The sequence below is a fragment of the Arthrobacter sp. B0316-5-4 genome (assembly GCF_059090325.1).
The window spans coordinates 120,090-139,499 of sequence record NZ_JBNHFN010000001.1; the positions used below are offsets into that span (position 1 = coordinate 120,090).

The 19,410-nt window shown below is 64.6% G+C and carries 18 protein-coding genes; 7 read left to right on the forward strand and 11 right to left on the reverse strand.

Going from position 1 to position 19,410, the window contains the following annotated elements; all coding sequences use genetic code 11:
* Position 1: 1 nt before the first annotated feature.
* Entirely contained in the window at positions 2 to 829 is an 828-nt protein-coding gene (locus AC5RU9_RS00545) for an alpha/beta fold hydrolase (protein WP_494014948.1), read from the forward strand.
* A 43-nt stretch (positions 830 to 872) separates the two neighbouring features.
* On the opposite strand, the gene AC5RU9_RS00550 is transcribed toward AC5RU9_RS00545, so the two are convergent.
* Positions 873 to 1,286, reverse strand: coding sequence for a MarR family transcriptional regulator (locus AC5RU9_RS00550; protein ID WP_494014949.1), 414 nt, complete (start codon positions 1,284 to 1,286; stop codon positions 873 to 875).
* Positions 1,287 to 1,324: 38 nt separating this feature from the next.
* On the opposite strand from AC5RU9_RS00550, the gene AC5RU9_RS00555 reads away from it, so the two are divergent.
* Positions 1,325 to 2,041: a phosphoribosyltransferase gene (locus AC5RU9_RS00555; protein ID WP_494014950.1), complete on the forward strand. Its 717-nt coding sequence runs from the start codon at positions 1,325 to 1,327 to the stop codon at positions 2,039 to 2,041.
* 90 nt (positions 2,042 to 2,131) lie between these two features.
* Here AC5RU9_RS00555 and AC5RU9_RS00560 read toward each other — a convergent pair whose 3' ends face one another.
* Positions 2,132 to 3,466, reverse strand: a complete 1,335-nt coding sequence (locus AC5RU9_RS00560) for an MFS transporter (protein WP_494014951.1) — start codon at positions 3,464 to 3,466, stop codon at positions 2,132 to 2,134.
* Positions 3,467 to 3,598: 132 nt separating this feature from the next.
* Between AC5RU9_RS00560 and AC5RU9_RS00565 the strand changes: the two genes are divergently transcribed.
* A complete protein-coding gene (locus AC5RU9_RS00565; RefSeq protein ID WP_211711583.1) occupies positions 3,599 to 4,345 on the forward strand; it encodes an IclR family transcriptional regulator in 747 nt (248 codons plus the stop codon).
* Between the two features lie 122 nt (positions 4,346 to 4,467).
* The gene (locus tag AC5RU9_RS00570; RefSeq protein ID WP_494014952.1) at positions 4,468 to 5,268 is read left to right on the forward strand and encodes a MoaF C-terminal domain-containing protein; all 801 of its coding nucleotides are present in this window, start codon (positions 4,468 to 4,470) and stop codon (positions 5,266 to 5,268) included.
* Positions 5,269 to 5,345: 77 nt separating this feature from the next.
* Here AC5RU9_RS00570 and AC5RU9_RS00575 read toward each other — a convergent pair whose 3' ends face one another.
* Positions 5,346 to 6,821 (reverse strand): APC family permease, encoded by a 1,476-nt coding sequence (locus AC5RU9_RS00575; protein WP_211711581.1) that lies wholly within the window; start codon positions 6,819 to 6,821, stop codon positions 5,346 to 5,348.
* 234 nt (positions 6,822 to 7,055) lie between these two features.
* Here AC5RU9_RS00575 and AC5RU9_RS00580 point away from each other — a divergent pair, with 234 nt between their 5' ends.
* Positions 7,056 to 8,030: an AraC-like ligand-binding domain-containing protein gene (locus AC5RU9_RS00580; protein WP_494014953.1), complete on the forward strand. Its 975-nt coding sequence runs from the start codon at positions 7,056 to 7,058 to the stop codon at positions 8,028 to 8,030.
* 16 nt (positions 8,031 to 8,046) lie between these two features.
* Here the strand turns inward: AC5RU9_RS00580 and AC5RU9_RS00585 are convergent, their stop codons facing one another.
* From AC5RU9_RS00585 to AC5RU9_RS00610, 6 genes are all read right to left on the reverse strand, one after another.
* Complete coding sequence (locus AC5RU9_RS00585; protein WP_494014954.1) at positions 8,047 to 9,408, reverse strand: MFS transporter; 1,362 nt, start codon at positions 9,406 to 9,408, stop codon at positions 8,047 to 8,049.
* 86 nt (positions 9,409 to 9,494) lie between these two features.
* Positions 9,495 to 12,551 (reverse strand): AAA family ATPase, encoded by a 3,057-nt coding sequence (locus AC5RU9_RS00590; RefSeq protein WP_494014955.1) that lies wholly within the window; start codon positions 12,549 to 12,551, stop codon positions 9,495 to 9,497.
* A complete protein-coding gene (locus AC5RU9_RS00595; protein ID WP_494014956.1) occupies positions 12,548 to 13,726 on the reverse strand; it encodes an exonuclease SbcCD subunit D in 1,179 nt (392 codons plus the stop codon). Before AC5RU9_RS00595 ends, AC5RU9_RS00590 begins: the two co-directional genes overlap by 4 nt.
* Before the next feature lie 71 nt (positions 13,727 to 13,797).
* Entirely contained in the window at positions 13,798 to 14,742 is a 945-nt protein-coding gene (locus AC5RU9_RS00600; RefSeq protein ID WP_494014957.1) for an MIP/aquaporin family protein, read from the reverse strand.
* A gap of 153 nt (positions 14,743 to 14,895) precedes the next feature.
* Positions 14,896 to 15,246, reverse strand: coding sequence for a DUF202 domain-containing protein (locus AC5RU9_RS00605; RefSeq protein WP_494014958.1), 351 nt, complete (start codon positions 15,244 to 15,246; stop codon positions 14,896 to 14,898).
* Positions 15,247 to 15,271: 25 nt separating this feature from the next.
* On the reverse strand, positions 15,272 to 15,628 hold the full coding sequence (locus AC5RU9_RS00610; RefSeq protein ID WP_175538584.1) for a YidH family protein: 357 nt from the start codon (positions 15,626 to 15,628) through the stop codon (positions 15,272 to 15,274).
* A gap of 81 nt (positions 15,629 to 15,709) precedes the next feature.
* Here AC5RU9_RS00610 and AC5RU9_RS00615 point away from each other — a divergent pair, with 81 nt between their 5' ends.
* The gene (locus AC5RU9_RS00615; protein WP_494014959.1) at positions 15,710 to 16,780 is read left to right on the forward strand and encodes an ADP-ribosylglycohydrolase family protein; all 1,071 of its coding nucleotides are present in this window, start codon (positions 15,710 to 15,712) and stop codon (positions 16,778 to 16,780) included.
* Positions 16,781 to 16,789: 9 nt separating this feature from the next.
* On the opposite strand, the gene AC5RU9_RS00620 is transcribed toward AC5RU9_RS00615, so the two are convergent.
* Together AC5RU9_RS00620 and AC5RU9_RS00625 are read right to left on the reverse strand one after the other, a co-directional pair.
* The gene (locus AC5RU9_RS00620) at positions 16,790 to 17,341 is read right to left on the reverse strand and encodes a DUF4395 domain-containing protein (protein ID WP_494014960.1); all 552 of its coding nucleotides are present in this window, start codon (positions 17,339 to 17,341) and stop codon (positions 16,790 to 16,792) included.
* A gap of 66 nt (positions 17,342 to 17,407) precedes the next feature.
* A complete protein-coding gene (locus tag AC5RU9_RS00625; RefSeq protein WP_211711572.1) occupies positions 17,408 to 18,418 on the reverse strand; it encodes a 3'-5' exonuclease in 1,011 nt (336 codons plus the stop codon).
* Positions 18,419 to 18,572: 154 nt separating this feature from the next.
* Between AC5RU9_RS00625 and AC5RU9_RS00630 the strand changes: the two genes are divergently transcribed.
* On the forward strand, positions 18,573 to 19,334 hold the full coding sequence (locus tag AC5RU9_RS00630) for a DedA family protein (protein ID WP_494015457.1): 762 nt from the start codon (positions 18,573 to 18,575) through the stop codon (positions 19,332 to 19,334).
* Positions 19,335 to 19,410: the final 76 nt, after the last annotated feature.

Genomic DNA, 19,410 nt, shown 5'->3' on the forward strand with positions numbered 1-19,410 from the left:
CATGACCGGCAGGCACACCGTGGAACACAGCAGGCACACCGTGGAGGGCACGGACCCCGGACTGTTCGTGGAAGTCCATGAGCCAGCTGCCGACGCCGGGCTACGGCCCGTGCTGCTGATCCACGGGTTCTCCTCGTCCAGCAAGCTGAACTGGGTAGACAGCGGCTGGGTTGCCACCCTCCAGGATGCCGGACGCAGGGCGATCACCGTTGACCTTCCCGGCCACGGCCGAAGTCACTCCCCCGAGGACCTGGACTCGTACACGCCCAGCCGCATCCGCGCGGACCTTCTCCAGATAGTCACCGACGTCGGCGCCCGGCCGCTGCGCGACGGCGACCCATCCACGGGGCTGGACATCATCGGTTATTCGCTGGGATCCCGGCTGGCGTGGGAGTTCGGCGCGACCCAGCCGGACCTGGTCCACCGGATCGTGCTGGGTGGGCCCAGCTCGGCCGATCCTTTGGCCGCATTCGACCTCGCGGCCGCGCAGCGGCACTTGGCCGACGGCACACCCATCGCGGACGAATCGACGGCCGGACTGCTGAAGATGGCGCAAATGCTGCCGAGCAACAACCTGTTCGCACTGCTCTCACTCATCGAGGCCATCAAGGGGGAACCGTTCGATCCCGCCGAGGCGGCGCCGCATATGCCCCTCCTGCTGGTTGCCGGCGAGAAGGACGAACGCGCCGCGACGATGCCTGAACTGGCCTCCATTGCGGGCAAGCACAGGGGCATGGTTGAGAGCCTGGTGATTCCGGGGCGGACGCACACGAACGTGGTGACAAGCCGGGCCTTCAAGGAAGCTGCGCTCGAATTCCTGGGCGTGTAGGGCCCACGCCCCCCTAGCAGGCGGCTGGTGCTGCTGGCTGAGGTCAGCGGGCCAGCCGCTCTGCATTAAGGCTCATGCGCTCCAAGACGCTCAAGGCCGTGGCGTACTCATCGATACCGATGCCCATGGACAAATCCTGGCGGGCGTTTTCCACGAGCCGTTGGGCTTCGTGGTACGTTTCCCGGCCCCGCTCGCTGAGCGTCAGCCGGTCATCGATCATGGTAATCAATCCGCGGCCCACCAAGGCCGCCAGCTCCCGCTCACGCAAACGGGTATCGCCGCCCCACAGGGGTTGCAGGGTTTCCTCCAGTTGATCAGGAAGCATGGCGCCCCCTGAGAGGGTTCCCAAGGTATGCCACTGACGCCTGCTGAGTTTGATCCGCGCCAACGTCCTGTCCAACTGGACGTCCAACGCAGCGTCGAGCCTCTTGATCCAGTATCCGATGGGCTTGTTCACAAGGCCATGCTTTCAGTGGAGGCGTTGCCCGGCAAGGCATGGACGGTAGGCTTGGCAATGCAACGAATTTCGTGGAAGTGGAGCAGATGGGCATGCGTTTCAAGGACCGCGCGGAAGCCGGTCGCCGCCTGGCTGAAGGGCTCCCCCAGCTCAGGGAACGCCCGGACACCATAGTGCTGGGCCTCGCCCGTGGCGGGATTCCCGTGGCCGCTGCCGCGGCCAACGAACTCTACCTGCCCTTCGGAGCCGTGCTGGTCCGTAAGCTCGGCATTCCGGGCCGGGACGAGACCGCTTTCGGAGCCTTGGCATGGTCCAACGGGGACGTCCTGCGAATCGTCAACAAGCCGCTCAAGGAACTCATTCTCTCCCGCGGCATTTCCCAGTCCGCGCTTGACGCCGTGGAAGCCCACGAGCGCTCCGAGCTCCTTCGCCGGGCAAAGCAGTACCCGGGAACAAGCCATGACCTCCGGGACAAGACCGTGGTCCTGGCGGACGACGGACTCGCCACGGGAGCCACCATGCGCGCTGCCGTCGAAGCCGTCCGCTCCGGCGGGGCCCGCACCGTGGTAGCGGCCGTTCCGGTGGCATCGCTCGAGGCGTCAACGTCCCTGGGCCGGGTATGCGACTTCGTGTTTGCCCTGCACACACCCGGTAAGTTCCATGCAGTCGGCGCCTTCTACGAACGGTTCGAGCAGTTGTCCGACGCCGACGTCGTGAGCCAACTGGAAGGTGCCGGTTCCAGCGGTCGTCGGTAACCGCCGTCGTGATGCTCCAAACCCTGACGCAAAAAAAGGGTGCGGCCCCTAAGGACCGCACCCCTTGGATGCTCATGTAGCGGACAGTGCCTAGTGGTGCACGCTGTAGCCCAGCGGCCGCCCCTTGGTCTCCTTGGCGAGGACGACGCCTACCGAGGAGATGATGCAGAGGCCCATGATGTACAGCCCTACTGAACCCGACCATTTGGTGGAATCCAGGAGTGCCTGGGCAATCAGCGGAGCGAAAGCACCGCCCAGGATGGCGCCCAGGGCGTAGCCGATGGAGATACCGGAGTAGCGGACCTGTGCCGGGAACATCTCGGCGTACATGGCAGACATCGGGCCATACGAGAGTCCCAGCCCGATGGTCAGGACGAACAGGGCCGTTCCGTACAGCACGATGTCCTTGGAATCGATGAGCACGAACATCGGGATCATCCAGGCGAAGACAAGCCCGTAACCGATCAGGAAGGTCTTCACTCGTCCAATCCTGTCCGAAAGCCAACCGCCCACCATGGTGAAGATGAGCCAGCCGAAGGAAGCGACGGTTGTAGCCAGGAGAACCTGGGGCGCAGGCATTTTCAGGGTTTTGGTGGCGTAGGAGATGAAGAACGCAATCAGCAGGTAGCCGGCGGCATTGTTGGCGATGAAGATCAGGGCGGCGAGGACCACTTCCTTCTTGTTCCTGCGGAAGAGTTCACCCAGGGGCGCCTTGCTTTCCGCCTTGCGCTGGGCGAGCTCCTTGAACACGGGGCTCTCGCCGACTGCGCGGCGGATCAAGTACCCCACCACAATCAGGACCACGGACAACAGGAACGGAACACGCCAACCCCAGGCCGCAAAATCCTCCTTGGACATCCCCGACTGCAGGAAGAACAGCAGCCCGGTAGCAAGGATCATGCCGATGGGCACGCCAATCTGGGGGTAGGCGCCAAAGAGGCCGCGCTTCTGGATGGGCGCATGTTCCACGGCCATCAGGGCTGCTCCGCCCCACTCGCCGCCTGCCGAGAAACCCTGGAGAACGCGCAGGAAGATCAGCAGTACCGGGGCCCAGAGTCCGATGGTGTCGTAGGTCGGAAGGACACCGATCAGGGCGGTGGCTGCACCCATCATGACCAGCGTCATGACGAGCACGGCTTTGCGCCCCATCCTGTCCCCCAAGTGCCCGGCCACGAAGGCTCCCAGCGGACGGAACAGGAAGCTGATGCCGATCGTGGCGAAGGACAGGAGCTGGGCTACACCCGGGTTGGACTTTTCCAGGGGAGAAAGGAACAACGGAGCCAACAAGGTAGCCGTGAGCTGGGCGAAGATGAAGAAGTCGTACCACTCGATGGTGGTGCCCACCAGTGTCCCGGCAAGGACGCGGCGCTCTTCGCGTTTACTGCTGGGGCCTGACGTTGAGTCGACAGTGGAAGTTGCGGTCATTGGAACTCCATGGGGGGTGAGAGTGCTGGTCAGCGCGTGACGTATATAAACCGACAGAACGGTCAGTTAGGAAAGAATACTACACGCTGTGACCCAAAGCACAGGCCCACGTCCAGGCCGGGCCAACATAGGATGGTTCGCATGAATCCCCGCAGCGACACCCAGGGCACCACCGACGCATCCACCCAGGCGCCGCCGTCGCAGACCCTCTCCCGGGGCATCCGCGCGCTGGAAATTCTCGCAGCAGCCGAACGTCCCCTCAGCATCGCTGAGCTGACCGAGGCACTCGGAGTGCACCGCTCGGTGGCCTACCGCATCCTGAGGACCCTCGAGGACCATTCGCTCCTGGTCCGCGACGACTCCGGACGGGTCCAGCCCGGGCCGGGATTGGCCGTGTTGGCCCGGGGCGTGTCACGGAACCTGCAAACAGCATCCCTCCCCGAACTGACCCAGCTGGCAAACGAACTGCACATGACCGCCTTCGTCGCGGTCTGGGACCACCAGGAATGCGTCACACTGGTCACGGTCGAGCCTCGCCACTCCGGCGCGACACTCGCCCAGCACCCCGGGAGCCGGCACCCCGTCGGAACGGGCGCCCCGGGGATCGCCATCCAGTCCAGCATGACCGAGGAACGCTGGCAGCAGCTGGGCGCCGGCATCCCCTACCGGGAAGAGGCCCGGGAGGCCCGCCGCCTCGGCTACGCCACCAGCCACGACGAAGTCATCGCCGGACTATCCTCCATTGCCGCTCCCATCCGGGTTCCAGGCGGACGGCCAGCCGCGATCGCCGTCGTCTACATCCGCCTGGACCAGGATCCGGACGCCGTGGGCCAGGCCTTGGCCGCGAGCGCCGCGCGCATCGAAAGCCAACTCGCCTGAAGCTTTCCTTCCAGGCCAAGCAACGTGCCCCACAGTACAAGACGACAGCCACGGCCGGACCGAATACTCGGAGAAGGACCGGACACACTGTCCCGTCCTTCTCCCGAGACTGAGAAGGAACCATGAGCCTGAATCTTCTTGACACCTCCAACTGGCTACCGCTGGACGGCCTGGCACCTGGCTTCGACGCCAACAAAGCCCCCACCGTGCAGGACCTTGCCGGGCAACGGTTCTCCGTCCAGAGCGACGGCGGATCCATGACGTTCAGCTTCGACGACGAAGCCGTGCAATGGTCTGCGGCGGGCCACGCCGGAACATCCGCTTATGAGGCCTTTGCCGTGGCCGAAGATCTGTACTACGCCCAATGGCAGAGCGCCCTGGAGCCGGAACTCGCCGTTTCCCTGGTCCTGGACCTTAGCCACGGCCGGGCACTTTACATCGGCGCCTTACTTGGCAGGGCAACTCCTTCCAGCGTTGCCGTCAGTCACGATTTCCGCCCTGGCACCCTTGACGGATACCAGGCCACAGGCCCTGGCATCGCTGAAAGCACCGGACTCATCGGCCGCCGCGTCGAATGGGTCTACAGCGGATCGCATGCGTACGAGCACATCTACCTCAGTCCCACGTGGTACACCTGGCAATGCCTGGCAGGTCCGGAGCGCGGATTGGCAGACACCGATTCCAACACGGTCTTCGAGGTCCGCCCCGGGATTTTCGTGTTCACATGGCGGGAGAAAGTCATTCCCTGCGGCTCAGTCACCGTCGCCGACCACCGGGACCCCCACTCCATCCGCTCCCACGGCAGCCTCTTCGGCTGGGATGAGGCAGGCACCGCCCCCGTGCACTTCACCTTCGGTGCCCACGGCCGCCTGATCAGCATGACCCGGCACAGCCCCGAACTGGACCCGGCCCAAGGGCTCTAGCCCCCAAGAGGCAGGCCCGGCATAGGGAAGCCCCGGCGCGATTCGGATTCGCGCCGGGGCTTCCTTGATGGAACGGTTCAGTCTTCCGCGCCGTGGCCAATCCGGGCGTAGAGCGCCGGCTGCGAGCGCCGGAGGCGCAGGCCCCAGATGATGCCCACAACTCCGGGCAGCAGGACCAGCACGGGCAGGACAAACGTGGCTGGCGTCGACTCGGTTTGCCCCAGCAGGACGTTGAAGTTGGTGGTGATGAGCACGAACACGACAGCCAGGAGGACGAACCCCAGGCCCGGGGCGATGACCCTGACCCAAAGGCTTGCCCCGTGCTGCTGCCGGCGGAAGAAGCCGATCACGGCAACCGATACCACTGTCATGAGCAGCACCAGGCCCATGGCGCCGCTGTTGGTCAGCCAAGTGAACATGGTCAGCACCGGGTACAGTTCGCCCAGTTCGGAACCCGATCCCGCAATGGCAAAGGCAACGGTCACGACGACGGCAATCACCGTCTGCGCCAGGGAACCGGCGAACGGCGCCCCACTCTGTGTCCGCACCTTGGCCAGCGCGGCCGGCAGGACCCGTTCGCGGCCGAGGGAGAAGAAGTAGCGCGCCACTGCATTGTGGAAACTGACGAGCGCGGCAAAAAGGCTCGTGACAAACAGGACCTGGGCAATGTCGCTAAGCAATACGCCCCCATTGGTGCCAAGGAAGGCAAAGATCATGTCCGGACCGGAGGTGGCTGCGGTCTCGATGACGGCTGACGGCCCCGTTCCTACGGTCATGGCCCAGGCCGATACCGCGTAGAAGACGGCGATGATGCCTACTGCGGCGAAGGTGGCACGGGCAACGGTCCGCTTGGGGTCCTTGGATTCTTCGCCGTAGATGGCAGCCGATTCAAAACCCATGAAGGCGGCGATGCCGAAGGACAGTACCGCGCCGATGCCCGGAACGAACAGGCTCTCGGGGCTGAAGGTCGCTGCGCTGATGCCCTCAGGAGCCACGGCGATGCTGATGACGTCGTACACGATGACCACCAGGAATTCCAGGGCCACCAGGACGCCAAGGACCTTGGCCGACAAATCCACCCTGTTCACGCCCAGCCACCCCACGATCGCGATGCACACCAGCACGGGCACCCACCAGGGAACGCTGACGCCAAGCCGTGCGGAAAGAAGCGACGAGACGGTGAAGCCGAACAGCCCGTAGATCCCTACCTGCATCAGGTTGTACGCCATCAGGGCAACCAGGGAGGCGCCCACTCCGGCTGGCCTGGAAATGCCCTGCGCTATATACGCATAGAACGCCCCGGCGTTGGTGACGTAGCGGCTCATGGCGGCGTAGCCCACAGCGAACAGCGCCAATATTCCACCCAGGAGCAGGAAGGACAGCGGCACGCCCGTCACCCCGGTGACCGCGAACGTGGTGGTCACCCCGCCTGCCAGGACGGTCAGCGGCGCAGAGGCCGCGATGATCATGAAGGTCACTGCCGGTACGCCCAGCCGCCTCTTGGTGACGGCGGCCGCGGCGGTCCTGCCCTTAACGGGGTTGTCCACGCTCATAGTGTGCTCCTGCCTCGATGCCGCGGGAGAGTGCGCGGCGCGATGTCTGTCATTCCGCAATCTTCCACCGCCGCAAGGCTGCGTGACTTGTCTCACACGGCAAGGTGTTTGTCGCTGCACGCAAGCACGGTGGCGCGTGTTCCCCGGTGTAGAATCGTGGGCAAGCTCACGTCCGCAGTGCCGGCCCTTCCGGCCCCTTGGCAGCGGCATTGTGGGCCTTTGAAAGGGAGTTTGATGACCGTCGCGGCCGAAACCGGCCCCGCAACCGTGGAAACCATCGTGGCGGAGTCGTTCCAGGAGTGGAGCAGGGCAATCTCCGCATCCTTCGTGCCATTGCTGGCCCAGGGCCCCCGCGATGCAGCCTTCCACGGAACCATGCGGGCACGCGTCCTCGGTCAGATCTCCGTGGTGGAAGTCACCGCCGGACCCCATACGGCCCTGCGCACGCCGGAACTGATTGCCAAGTCCCCCGGCCGTTTCTTCAAGCTCAGCATCCAGCTCAGCGGGTCCGGCCGCCTGGTGCAGGACGAACGCGAGGCCGTGTTACGCCCTGGCGACCTCTCCATTTACGACACCTCCCGCCCGTACCGGTTAACGTTCGACGACGACTTCCGCACTTTGGTCATCATGTTCCCGCACGTTCTGCTGGACCTGCCGGCAGAGGCCATGGGCCATGTGACAGCTTTGCGGATCCCCGGTGACGAGGGGCTCGGCGAACTCATCAGCCCCTTCCTGGTGAAACTGGCCGACAACCTTGAGGCATTGTCGGGTACCAATGGCCTGCGGTTGGTCCACAATGCCCTGGACCTGGTGACAACGCTCTTCAACGGCGAACTAGACCAACTGATCGAGACAGGCCGCGATCCCCACCTCCTGCTGCTGGGCCGCATCCACGACTACATCGAAGCCAACCTCGGTGATCCCGGGCTCTCCCCCGGAACCATCGCCGCCGCCCACTACATCTCCACACGCCACCTGCACGACCTCTTCCAGGAGATCGGTACCACAGTAGCTTCGTCGATCCGGCAACGGCGACTGGAGCGATGCCGCCGCGACCTGATGGATCCGGTGTTGGCAGAACGCCCCGTCACAGCCATCGCAGCGCGGTGGGGGTTCACCGACGCCGCCCATTTCAGCCGCATCTTCAGGGCTGCTTTCGGCAACTCCCCCACTGGCTACCGCAATGCAGGAGCCGTAGACCAGCTCTGAGACGGTCAGCCCTTGATTACGCCTGAGGCCGGCTCTTCATCACAATTAACGTGACGACGCCCAGCAGGAAGAGGCCGGCTGCCGCCCCCATGGAAACCACGAACGCCGCGCCGGAGCCCTGGGTTTGGGCCAATTGCCCGGCCAGGTAGGAGCCCAGCGCGGTGCCCGCCACGATTCCGCTGGCGAGCGCCGTCATCACCGTCGCCATCCGGCCAGCAGGTGCCACCACGCCGCCGATGCTGAACACGGTGACCATCACCGGTCCCACAGGAATGCCAAGGACCAACAGCACCACGACCATGGGCCAGATTCCTGCCGGGAGCAGCAACAGCAACGACAGCACCGACATCGCCAGGGCAGCGGCTACCCAGCGCGCGGCCAGGCTGAACCGCTGCGGCCAGAAAGCGACAGACAACGCCGCAACCGCTGAGCTCAAACCCATGACCGCATACAGGAGACCGGCGATTTCCGCCGTTGCGTACTGCGCCGAGAACGCGCTCAAAGCGTTTTGGGTCGCGCCAAAGAAGGTGCCCATGCAGACCATGGCCAGCACCGGCACAGCAACCACGGCGCTGGCCCAGCGGTTACGGCGCTGTGGAACTTCTTCTCCGCTATGCCCAGCGGGAGGAACGACGTCGGCACTCGCCTTTCGAGGGGCGGGCACCACAGCTTGTTGGCTGGGATGGACGGCAAAAGCAGGAACGAGGGTGATGGTCATGACAGCGGCCAAGGCAAGGGGTAACCAGGGGGCCACGATGCTCGCGAGGACGCCCACCAGGGCTGGACCGAGGACGAAGGTGATTTCGTCCGCGGTGCCCTCGTAGGACAGGGCAGTATCCAGGTCGGCCCGGTTGGCGGCGACGCTCCTGCCCCCGCTGCCTGCCGCAGGCGAAAGATTGCGTGTGGTCAGCGCCATCCATCGGACCCTTGCCATGGGACCGACCTGGGGACAGCTCGCGCCGGCCAGGAACGCGGCGATAAGGACGCCGGTGGCATCGCCCACCGATTCGTAGCCGGGAGTGAGGTAAGACGCGGCGAGCAGTCCGGCAACGGCCAAGGTGTTGACGATGGCGGCCACGAGAAGCACGATGCGTTGGCCGGCGCGGTCGGCCAGGGAGCCCAGGACCGGAGCGCCCAGGGCCGAGCCAATACCAACGGCTCCAGCGGCCATGCCGCCGATCGCGTACGAATGGCTGACAGCTGTCACCAGCGTCAAGGTGCCCACTGTCAGCATGGCCAGGGGTAGCCGGGCGAAGAGGCCCAGGGGCAGGAAGCCGGGGCCCGCCAGTTCGGGCAGCCGCGCGAAACGGCCTGGCAGACGTGAGGGACGCGCTGGCGCCAATGACAAGGGCTCGGAGGCCACAGAAGATTTTTCCATTAATCCGGGTTCGCTAAAAGGTGCGCATCGTCCCTCCTCCCGATGCGCGCGACCCGGTGTAACGGGTTAAGTCTATCGGATAGGGGTCACGTGGGAACCACCTCGGCAATCCGCACACTGGACCCGTGGCGTCCTTTGACCACCTGGAGCTGGCTGGTGATGCGCTGCTTCATTTCCGCAACGTGGCTGACCAGTCCGACGACCCGGCCGCCGTCGCGCAGTCCCTCCAAGGCGTCCATGACCTGCTCGAGCGCTTGCTCGTCGAGACTGCCGAAGCCTTCGTCGACGAACAGAGTTTCAATGTCCACTCCGCCGGCCTCATGCTGGACAACGTCCGCGAGCCCCAAGGCAAGGGACAGCGAGGCCATGAAGGATTCACCGCCTGAGAGCGTGGAAGTGTCACGACGTTGGCCGGTCCATTCGTCAACTACTTCCAATCCGAGGCCGGACTTTGCGCCACGCGCAGCCTTGGCGTCGGTGTGCTGCAAGGTGTACCGGCCGTCGCTCATTGCAACGAGCCTCTCGGAAGCGGCGGAGGCCACCTGTTCCAAACGAGCGGCGAGGACGTACGTGTTCAGGCTCATCCGGTAGCTGTTTTCCCCGGCTCCACGTACGGTCTCAGCCAGCCCGGCCAGCATGCGGGCCTTCCTGCGCGGTTCCTCAGCAGCCTGGGCAAGGGCCTGGTACTCCGCCCGGCAGCGGCGTACGGCTTCAGCGGACTTGCCCGCGAGCCCTGCCGCGAGGGCCGCGGACCGGGCATCCTCTGCGGCCTTGGAAGCACGGAGCCGTGCCTCCGCACGTTCGGATTCAGGCAGGGGAAGTTCGCCAATGCTGGCTTCTTTGGCTGCCAGGACCAGGTCTTCGCTGGCAAACAGCTCATCCAGCTTTGCTGTTTCGGCATCGAAATCGGCGAGGTCCTGTTCGAGTCCAACCACGTCAGCGGGAGAAAGCAACTCGCGACGGGCTTCCTCAGCAGAACCAAATCCGGATTCAGGCAAGGCCCGCTCCAAGGCAGCCGTGGCCTCAACCATGACCTGCCGCGCACCTTCAAGCTCCTGGTCCCCATCAGCGGCCTCCTGAAGGAGGGTGCGCTCCCTGGACAGAGCTTCCAGACGTTCACGCAGGCTCGGGAAGTCCCCCCTTAGACCTGCCAGCTCAGCTTCCAGGGCATCACGTTGCTCCTGAAGAAGCAGGACAGCCGAGGCCGCCTGCGCGGCGGCGCCCACAGACGCGGAGTGTGCTTCCTGTACCTGGGCCATCCGTTGACTGAGGGCCTCACGCTCGCCCCGCAGCTCCGCCAGCAGGGTGGTCGCCTTCCGGGCCTCCAGCGCAGCAGATTCAGCGGACACAAGCTTGGCGTCAGCTTCGGCCATGTCAACCGAACCACCCTGGGCCGCCAACCCGGCAACGACCTGGGCCGCAGCGGAAACGTGCCCAGCCAAGTCCGCCAGGGCTTGCTCGCTGCTTTCAAAGCGCTGCCTGGCTTCTTCCTCGTCCTGGGCCAAAGAGAGTGCCGAGCGCGCTGCTGCAGCAGGCTTCGGGTGGTCCTCACTGCCGCAGACAGCGCACGGCATGCCGCTTTCCAACGCCATGGCAAGCTCTCCCGCGGCGTTGGCGAGACGGAGTTCCCGGACATCAAGCCAGTGCTGACGAAGGTCCTGGGAGTCGGACCGTGCTTGGAGATGATTCCCGGTGAGGGTCTCCAGCTCGGAGGCAGCCGTGGAGTAGCGGGCCACGATGCCTACCAGCTCGGCTGCTGATGAGGCGTCCCGCTCGCGGTCTGCCAAATGGACAGCGAGGGGTTCCAGTGGCTCCATTCGTGAGTCAAGGGTGGCCGCTTCTTCGCGCAACTGATCCAGCAGGGACGTTGCCTTGGCCGCAGCAGCCTGATGCGTAGTCTCTTCAGTCCGCTTGGCAGCAAGGCGGCCCGCGATCTCGTCCATGCGTTGCTCGTCCGGCAACCGGGCCTGAAGGACCGCATGCGACGCCTTCGCAGCGTCCAGGGCCGCGGTGGGATCGTCGGCATCCACGCCTGCAGCCGCTAGTTTGCCGCGCGCCCTTGCCACCCGCTCAACGGCGGAATCGACCTTACGTGCTGCGGAATCAACAGCGTCGAGCTGGCCACTGAGAACAGCAGCCCGACGGTGCTTTGCCAGCGCTTCCCTGTTCTCAAGCGCCCGGGGTGCAGCCAGTTCAGCCAGGATCCTCCGCTGCAGGGCTGCGGCGAGGCGAGCATGCCGCAGTGACTTCTCCTCGGCTTCCTGGAATTCTTCTGCGTACCGGGCGGACTGCGATTCCGCTTCGCTGGCGGCGGCCTGCCGGCGTTTCCATTCAGCCTGGGCTTCTTCTTCCACAGTGGCGAGCCAAGCCTCAGGGTCCTCGTTGTCAGCCCGGGGCGCGTCACCTGCTGTGAATGCGGGCCCGGCTTGCTCTCCAGAGGCTGCCTCCCCCGTGGCGCCGGAAACACCAAACTGCGCCTGTTCTGACGCAACCCTGTCCAGCAGCACCTGGAGCCCCGAAGCGTTCTCCCCAACCTCCTTGGCGGCTGCGGCCGCCTGCTGGGCGAGTTGCCGTTCAACGGCCTCGAACCGTTGAGTGCCGAACAATTTCTGGAGAAGGTCCAGGCGGTCGCTGGCCTTGGACCGCAAGAAGGCCGCGAAGTCCCCCTGGGGGAGCATCACTACCCGGGTGAACTGGTCCCGGTCCATCCCAAGGACGTCGGAAAGCTCGGCACCTACCTCGTCATTCCTGGATGACTTTTCCTCCCAGCTGCCTCCAACGCGTTCCCGGAGCAGCGTCTTGGCCTGCTGGGTGGTGTATCCATTGCGGCCACGCGCGCTGGGGCGTTCCCACGCGGGCGACCGGCTCACCTCAAAGCGCCGCCCACGTGCTGTGAATTCGCAGACTACACGCGGTTCAGCCCCGGGCGCTGCGTGGTCGCTGCGGAGCCGCTTACCCTCCTGGCGGGCGCCAGGCACTGACCCGTACAAGGCGAAACAGATGGCATCGAGGATGCTGGTCTTACCGGCACCGGTTGCCCCATTGAGCAGGAAGAGTCCTTGGGAGCTCAACTGGTCGAAGTCGATGTGCTGGGGCGTGGCAAACGGACCGAACGCTTCGATGTCCAGGCGGTGGATTCTCACAGTTCCGCTTCCTCCAACCGGACGGCCTCAAGGGCTTCCCGCAGTGCAGCTTCTTCGGCCTCGCCGGCGGTACGGCCGCGGACGTGGTCCAGGAAGCCGCAACAGACTCCGAGGTCGTCCTCAGCCTCCGCAAGCCTGGTGCTGTAGCTGGTCTTCGACCGGGCTTCAGCACCCTCGGGGTCGAAAGCCAGGACCAAGGTGTCCGGAAAACGGGTGCGCAGCCTCTCCATGGCTTGGGCGGGCCGCTGGGCATCAGTCAACGTTATTTGGCAGTAGGCAGCTTCCGCCCACGCATGCTCCGCTGACCCCAACAGGTCCTCAAGCTTTCCCCTCAACACTGCGAGTGTCCGGGGGGCCTCCCACAGGACTTCCTGGACGTCGGTCACGCCATCGGCGCCGATCTCCACCAGCCAGGCACCCTTGTGGTGCTTGGCTTCCGAGAACGAGTAGGCCAATGGCGAACCGGAGTACCTGACGTGGGGTACCAGTTCCTGCCGGCCATGAAGATGGCCCAGTGCGGTGTACGAAAAATCTTCGAAGAGGTCCAGCGGGACAGCGCCCAGTCCTCCGATGCTAAGGTCCCTCTCGCTCTCCGAGGTGATACCACCACTGGCGAAAGTGTGGGCCAACACCACCGGATGAACCGGCCCGGCAAGGCGGCGACGCTCAACATCGCGCTTGATGCGCTCCACCGCCGCGAGTGTGACCTCAAAGTGGTTGGCGTTGGGGGCCTCCAAACGCTCAGCCACCAGCCGCGGTTCAAGGAACGGAATGCCGTAAATGGCTACGTTGGCGGTGTTTCCGTCGCCGTCTACCCCTGCTGGCAAAATGACCGGTACGTCCAGGTCCTCTATCCGGGTTCGCAAATGCACTCCCCCGCGTTCCAACAACCGTGAAGCGAAGCCCAGCCTGATCGCGGAGTCGTGGTTGCCGCTGGTGAGCACAACACCGGCCCCCGCCTGGGTAATGCGCACCAAGGCCTCATCCAGCAGCTTGACGACATCCAATCCGGGCAGCGCGCGATCATAGACGTCACCGGCAATCAGGACGGCGTCAACGGACTTGGCTTCGACGAAAGACACCAGCTGGTCCACGAAGTTGCGCTGGGCATCAAGCATGCCAACGCCGTGGAAGGACCGGCCAAGATGCCAATCGGAAGTATGGAGTAACCGCATATTCTCAAGTTATCCGGGAGCACCGACAATAAAGCGGAGGCAAGCCGACCGCCGTCGATCCTGTCCGGCTGCTAGCCCTTCTTGCCGTCGAAAAAGTCGCGTGCGTCATCTTCGGCTGCTGGAGCAGCCGGAGCGGGACGTGCGGATGCACTGGCGGCATCCGGGTTTGCCTTCGCGTCACGGGTTTCTGCAACGTCCTCGGTCGGATCCCCTTCAGCATCGAAGGAATCGTTGACGCCGTCATCCGTGCTGGCCACGGAGCGTGTGTCGGTGGCCAGGTTGGCACCAGAAATTCCTTGGAAGCCCCTGAAGGCGAGACCGGCGAGCGCGGCACCCATCAGCGGCGCCACCCAGAAGAGCCACAATCCATCCAACGCCCATGAGGGGCTGAAGAAGGCCTGCGCAGTTGCGCGTGCAGGGTTGAACGGAAGGTTGCCCAGGACCTGTCCGAACTGGAGCAGGACAGCCATGGAGAGGCCTACCGCGAAAGGCGCCAGGGCCGGGAGGGCGCGGCGGCCCGCCGTCGCGCCAAGGAACACAGCCACCAGCAGCGCCGAACCGACAACTTCTACGAGAAGGACCCCTGCCATCTGGGTTTGGGCCGCGGCATGTTCGCCGAAACCCGCGGCGGCAGAGCCGAAGGCAGCGCGGGCGTCCGTCAGCACGGGAACAGTCAGCACCACGAAGTACGCGAGGGCCGCGCCCACAACACTGCCAACAACCTGGGCCACGATGTACGCAATCGCGGCCACGGCCCTGATGCGGCCCGCAATCAGGTTGCCCAGGGTGATCACTGGGTTGAAGTGGCCACCGGAGACATGGCCGAAAGCCAGCATGGCCACGGTGACCGTGAGGCCGGTCGCCAGCGCTGCGGGCAGCGGCGCCCCGGAAGGGTTGGAGAAGATCGACACACCCACGGCAACAAGCACGACGAACATGGAGCCCAGGGCTTCGGCCGACAGCCGGGCGATGAGTCCGGGCTGGGGGTCGGAAGTGGCTTGCACAGGAGAGGTCATGACGAGGTTGTCCTTACGGTTGGTGTGCAGGCCGGTATGGCCTGCCGCGGATCGCGCTGCACGGTGGCGTGCCCGTGGTTCGCCCGGAACGTCCGGAGTCCTTGAGCATCTTGCCAGCCGAATCTGGGCAGTTGCTGAATCCCGCCTCCGAGCTTATCCGCCCAAGGCTATCGCTGCGATTGCCGTGCCCCCGAGGCCCATCACTGCCAGCGTGCTGACCAGGACCAACCGGGCCGATGCCGCCTGGCTGCCAGCTTGGAGCTGGCGTGAGCGAACCCACACCACTGCGGCGAGGACTACCGTGGCCGCTGCGGCCATGAGCGCGCAAAGCCCTTGGTAGTCCAGCCCTGGCAGGCCGGCGACGACGTTGCCGGCGGCGGGCTCCGATGTCAGCCAGCTTCGCCAGATGAAAAGGTCCACCACCACCAGCGAAATCAGTGTGCGTCGCCATGCCAGCGTGGTGCGTTCGGGTTGCAGGCCAGGATCGCGGACTTCCACGCTCACGGTTCGGTCCTGCCAGAGGCCATACTCAACGTGCCACGAGAATCAGCACCGCAAAGGCGAATGCGGCTACGGCCACCACGATGGTCATGAACAGCATCACCCGGGAAAAAGGGAGGGCTTGGTCGTTGCGCATCGCGGCTTCCATCTGACCCCAGCGGCGATACGACAAGGCGGCCAGCCCGGCCCCGACAAGTGCCAGTAGGACGCACAAGACCAAGCGCACCGGTGTGGGGGCGATGTTGGGTGCGAGTTGGTCAACCGCCACCGCACCTGCGAGCAACGCCAGGGATGTCCGGATCCATGCAAGGAAGGTGCGTTCGTTGGCCAGCGAAAACCTGTAGTCAGGTGTCTTGCCTGTCCGTCGCCAAGCAGGTTCACGCACGTTGTCTCTCCAGGGTTTCATCGGTGCCGGCAGCTTCCCCACCATACCAGCGGAGGTTCGCCGGCACGGTAAGTTACTGGCATGAGTGTTGATGCTTCCTCCCCTGCCGTTCCGTCCTTCGAATCCCGCGTTTACGGGTCGCTTTTGGGTGGCGCCTTGGGCGATTCCCTGGGCTATGAGGTGGAGTTCGATTCCCTTGCCGCCATTCGCGCAAAGTTCGGGCCGAAGGGCCTGACCTCGTTCACGCAGCTCGACGGCGGCAGCCACTTTTCGGACGACACCCAGATGACGCTGTACACGGTTGACGGGCTTGTTGAAGCCCTCGAATGGGCGAACGACGGGGTGGCCGCGGACGAGATCGCCTGCCTTTGGCTTGCCTACCTGCGTTGGCTCGGGACCCAGGATGTTGCTGTTTCGTCCTCCGCCCCCGCGCCCCAGCCCCGGTGGATCGACTCCCAGGACGTGCTGAAGCATCGCCGCGCTCCGGGAAACGCCTGCCTTAGTGGCCTGGCCACCGGTGATATGGGAACCGTAGCGAGGCCGGTCAACCCGGACTCCAAGGGGTGCGGCACGGTGATGCGCTCAGCACCGTTTGGGCTTATCCCCCACATCTCCCGTGAAGCTGTCTACAAGCTCAGCTCCGACGCTGCCTCGTTGACCCACGGACACCCCTCGGCTCGGCTCAGCGCGGCCGCCTTCAGCCTGCTGATCCACAACGTCGTGGCAGGCAGCGACATCCGCAGTGCCGCCGTCGACGCCCTTGGGTATGTCAACGCTGTTCCCACCAAAGCACCCGAGCTGGGCGAACGGTTGGATGCGGCCCTGCAATTGTCCGCGGAGTCCCCCACGTTGAGTCCCGAAGAACTGACAGCGGCACTGGGCGAGGGATGGGTGGCTGAGGAAGCACTCGCCGTCGGGCTTTATGCCGTCCTGTCCACAAGTGGCAGTGAACCGGCAGAACATTTCCGCAACGCGATCGCCGTGGCCATCAACCACAGCGGCGATAGTGATTCGACCGGATCCATCGCGGGCAACATCCTCGGCGCGTACTACGGTGAGGACTGCCTGCCTGCGGATTGGCTGGAGGCTTTGGAAGCCCCGGAGGTCATCCGGGGCATGGCAGACCGGCTTCTCGCCGTCACCACCGGCTGACGGCCCGGGCTAGGTGCGGCGAAGTGTGATGTTGCTGCAGGCCTCGCAAACATCCGCCGGGATCAGGCCCCGGCGCTGCAGGAAACCAAAAATCGCGCACCCCAGGCAGAAGCCGGCAAAAGCCTCCAGTGAGGCCGCAACGATCAGCAAAGCGAGCAAAATCCAGGCGCCTGGCTGGAAGCCAGCGAAGAACAGGACGACTGCGGCGCTCGTCAACGCGGCCCCGATGCCTTGCGCGAAGCGCTTGGGAGGACCGGCAACCAGCTTGGCATGCCCTATCCGCGGAGCCAGGACCTTGACGGACAGCAGGGCCAGCGGGGAAATCCGCGGACCAAAAAGCACGCGCAGCCAGAATCCTGCGGCGAGGGCAACCAGCCCCCAGCCCCAGCCGGTCACCAAGGTCACGACAGCGAGCACCACAACAAGCCCAGCGGTGATCCGGGCGGCGTACTCGTTGACGGGATTGGGAAAGGCAAACACGGCGCGCCAATCGATCCCACCGCTAACGGGAGTGTCCGCAGCTTGGCGGGCCGGCGCTTGGGGAAAGCTTGGCTTGGTCATGAACCAAGGCTAGGAGCGCTGCTCCACCCACGGGAAGCAATATTGCGCAGTGTGACCCCCAGCCGGTCAGGCGCCGCCCACCATCTGCAGGAACTCGCCCTCGGAGACCACCTCGATCTGCTGTCCCTTGGCGTGGAGCTCAAGGACCCGTTTTGCCTTGCCTGTAAGTCGTCCTGCCCGGAGGTCTCCAGCCACGAAACCGTCTCCGACAATCAGCACGGTGGTTCGGGCAGTCACCCGGCTTTCAGGGCGGGCTCCCATGTCCGCGGCCCGGGATTTCGCTTCGGGCCGTGTGATGGCCAGATCACCGGTGAAAACCACGGTCTGTCCGAAGAGCGGGTGTCCGGGCTCGGCCGCGGGGTTGGGCAGCGGGTTGGGGCCTTCCTCCGGCCATGCCGACCAACCGCTTGGACCACCCAGGGTCCCTTCCAGCGCCCGCTCCAGGGAACTGCCATTCTTCGCGGCCAACGCTGACACGGTGGCTTTGGACAGGCCCAACGCGGGATCGAACGCCGGTTGATGGGGCAGGTTCAGCCCCAGGGAAAGATAGAGTTCAGCGATGCTATTGGCATTGTTGCGCCGGGCTATGTCCACCAGGATGCCTGCGCACGCGCGGGCATCCTCAGCTGCGTCGTGGTGGTTCACCAACGGCACTCCGGCTTCCTCGGCCGCATAAGGCAGCGAGTTGGACACCAGCGAATAGCATCGGCGGGACAGCATGACGGTGCACACGTAGTGGTAAGCGGGCCCCGGAAGACCAGAGACTTCCAAGCCCGAGCGGATGACACCGAGGTCGAAGGCCGCGTTGTGGGCGGCAAGTACGTCGCCACCGATGAAAGCCCCGATTTCGGGGAAGAGCTCCCCAAACCGCGGGCGCCCCGTCACGTCTTCAGCGCGGATACCGTGGATCCGTGTGTTGTGGAACTCGAAATGATCGTGGTTCTCAGGCGGGCGCATCAGCCATGAGGCTTCCTCCACCACAACCCCGTTACGGACCTTGCTGAGTCCCACCGAACACGGGGACCCCCTGAAGCCGTTGGCTGTTTCAAAGTCGATCGCCGTAAAGTCCAATGCCACTGGTCAAGATTACAGCCGGAAAAGGCCGCCCCTGCCGATTTGGGCGGTGGGGCGGCGTTGTCCAAGAGTGATTGTGGTGACAAGCAGCCGTTCGCGCCGCCGGAAATTTCCGCGGACTGGCTTCAAGTAGGCTTGATGGGTGATCTTTACTGCGATTAGCGATATGGCCGTATCCACTTTCGGGGGCGCGGGCCCAGTGCAGCCGGCCATGGCGTCGTTCCTGCCGGACTGGTTGAACCCCGACGTCTTCCTGCGCGACTCACCGCTGGGACCCTGGGTGGTTCTGCTGGTCTGCGCCATCGTATTCGCTGAGACCGGGTTGCTGGTGGGATTCTTCCTGCCCGGCGACTCCATGCTCTTCACTGCCGGGCTGCTGGTGTCAACAGGAGCCATTGAGTTCAACCTGTGGGGCATGTGTGGCCTGATCATCGTCTCGGCCATCCTCGGTAACCAGACCGGTTACCTCATTGGGGCAAAGGCCGGGCCGGCGATCTTCAACAAGCCCGATTCCCGGCTGTTCAAGAAGGAAAACGTCGAAAGCGCCCACGCATTCTTCGAGAAGCACGGTGGCAAAGCGCTGATCCTGGCCAGGTTCGTGCCGATCATCCGCACCTTCGTGCCGGTCATCGTCGGCGTGGCCCAGATGGACAAGCGCAAGTTCTTCCTCTTCAACGTCATTGGGGCCGTGCTGTGGGGCGGCGGGGTTACCCTCCTCGGTGCATGGCTTGGCCAGTTTGATTGGGTCGGCAAGAACATCGACATCATCTTCATCGTCATCGTGCTGATCTCCGTTATTCCGATCCTCATCGAGGTAGGCCGCGGATTCGTCGCCAAGCGCAAGGCAGCCGCCCAGGGAACCGATCCCGTGGAGGAATTCATCGACGAGCACGACGGCGGCAAAACCGGCGAGCACTAAGGCCGCCGGGCGTTCCGCCCAAGCAAGCGAAAAACGAATGGCACCCCGCCGCGCGGGGTGCCATTCGTTTTCTCAG

What these genes read in the sequence shown, in the direction of transcription:
- AC5RU9_RS00545 (WP_494014948.1), top strand. Translation starts at nt 2, where the DNA reads ATGACCGGCAGGCACACCGTGGAACACAGCAGGCACACCGTGGAGGGC.
- AC5RU9_RS00555 (WP_494014950.1), top strand. Translation starts at nt 1,325, where the DNA reads ATGGACGGTAGGCTTGGCAATGCAACGAATTTCGTGGAAGTGGAGCAG.
- AC5RU9_RS00560 (WP_494014951.1), bottom strand. Translation starts at nt 3,466, where the DNA reads ATGACCGCAACTTCCACTGTCGACTCAACGTCAGGCCCCAGCAGTAAA.
- AC5RU9_RS00565 (WP_211711583.1), top strand. Translation starts at nt 3,599, where the DNA reads ATGGTTCGCATGAATCCCCGCAGCGACACCCAGGGCACCACCGACGCA.
- AC5RU9_RS00570 (WP_494014952.1), top strand. Translation starts at nt 4,468, where the DNA reads ATGAGCCTGAATCTTCTTGACACCTCCAACTGGCTACCGCTGGACGGC.
- AC5RU9_RS00575 (WP_211711581.1), bottom strand. Translation starts at nt 6,821, where the DNA reads ATGAGCGTGGACAACCCCGTTAAGGGCAGGACCGCCGCGGCCGCCGTC.
- AC5RU9_RS00580 (WP_494014953.1), top strand. Translation starts at nt 7,056, where the DNA reads ATGACCGTCGCGGCCGAAACCGGCCCCGCAACCGTGGAAACCATCGTG.
- AC5RU9_RS00585 (WP_494014954.1), bottom strand. Translation starts at nt 9,408, where the DNA reads ATGGAAAAATCTTCTGTGGCCTCCGAGCCCTTGTCATTGGCGCCAGCG.
- AC5RU9_RS00595 (WP_494014956.1), bottom strand. Translation starts at nt 13,726, where the DNA reads ATGCGGTTACTCCATACTTCCGATTGGCATCTTGGCCGGTCCTTCCAC.
- AC5RU9_RS00600 (WP_494014957.1), bottom strand. Translation starts at nt 14,742, where the DNA reads ATGACCTCTCCTGTGCAAGCCACTTCCGACCCCCAGCCCGGACTCATC.
- AC5RU9_RS00615 (WP_494014959.1), top strand. Translation starts at nt 15,710, where the DNA reads ATGAGTGTTGATGCTTCCTCCCCTGCCGTTCCGTCCTTCGAATCCCGC.
- AC5RU9_RS00620 (WP_494014960.1), bottom strand. Translation starts at nt 17,341, where the DNA reads ATGACCAAGCCAAGCTTTCCCCAAGCGCCGGCCCGCCAAGCTGCGGAC.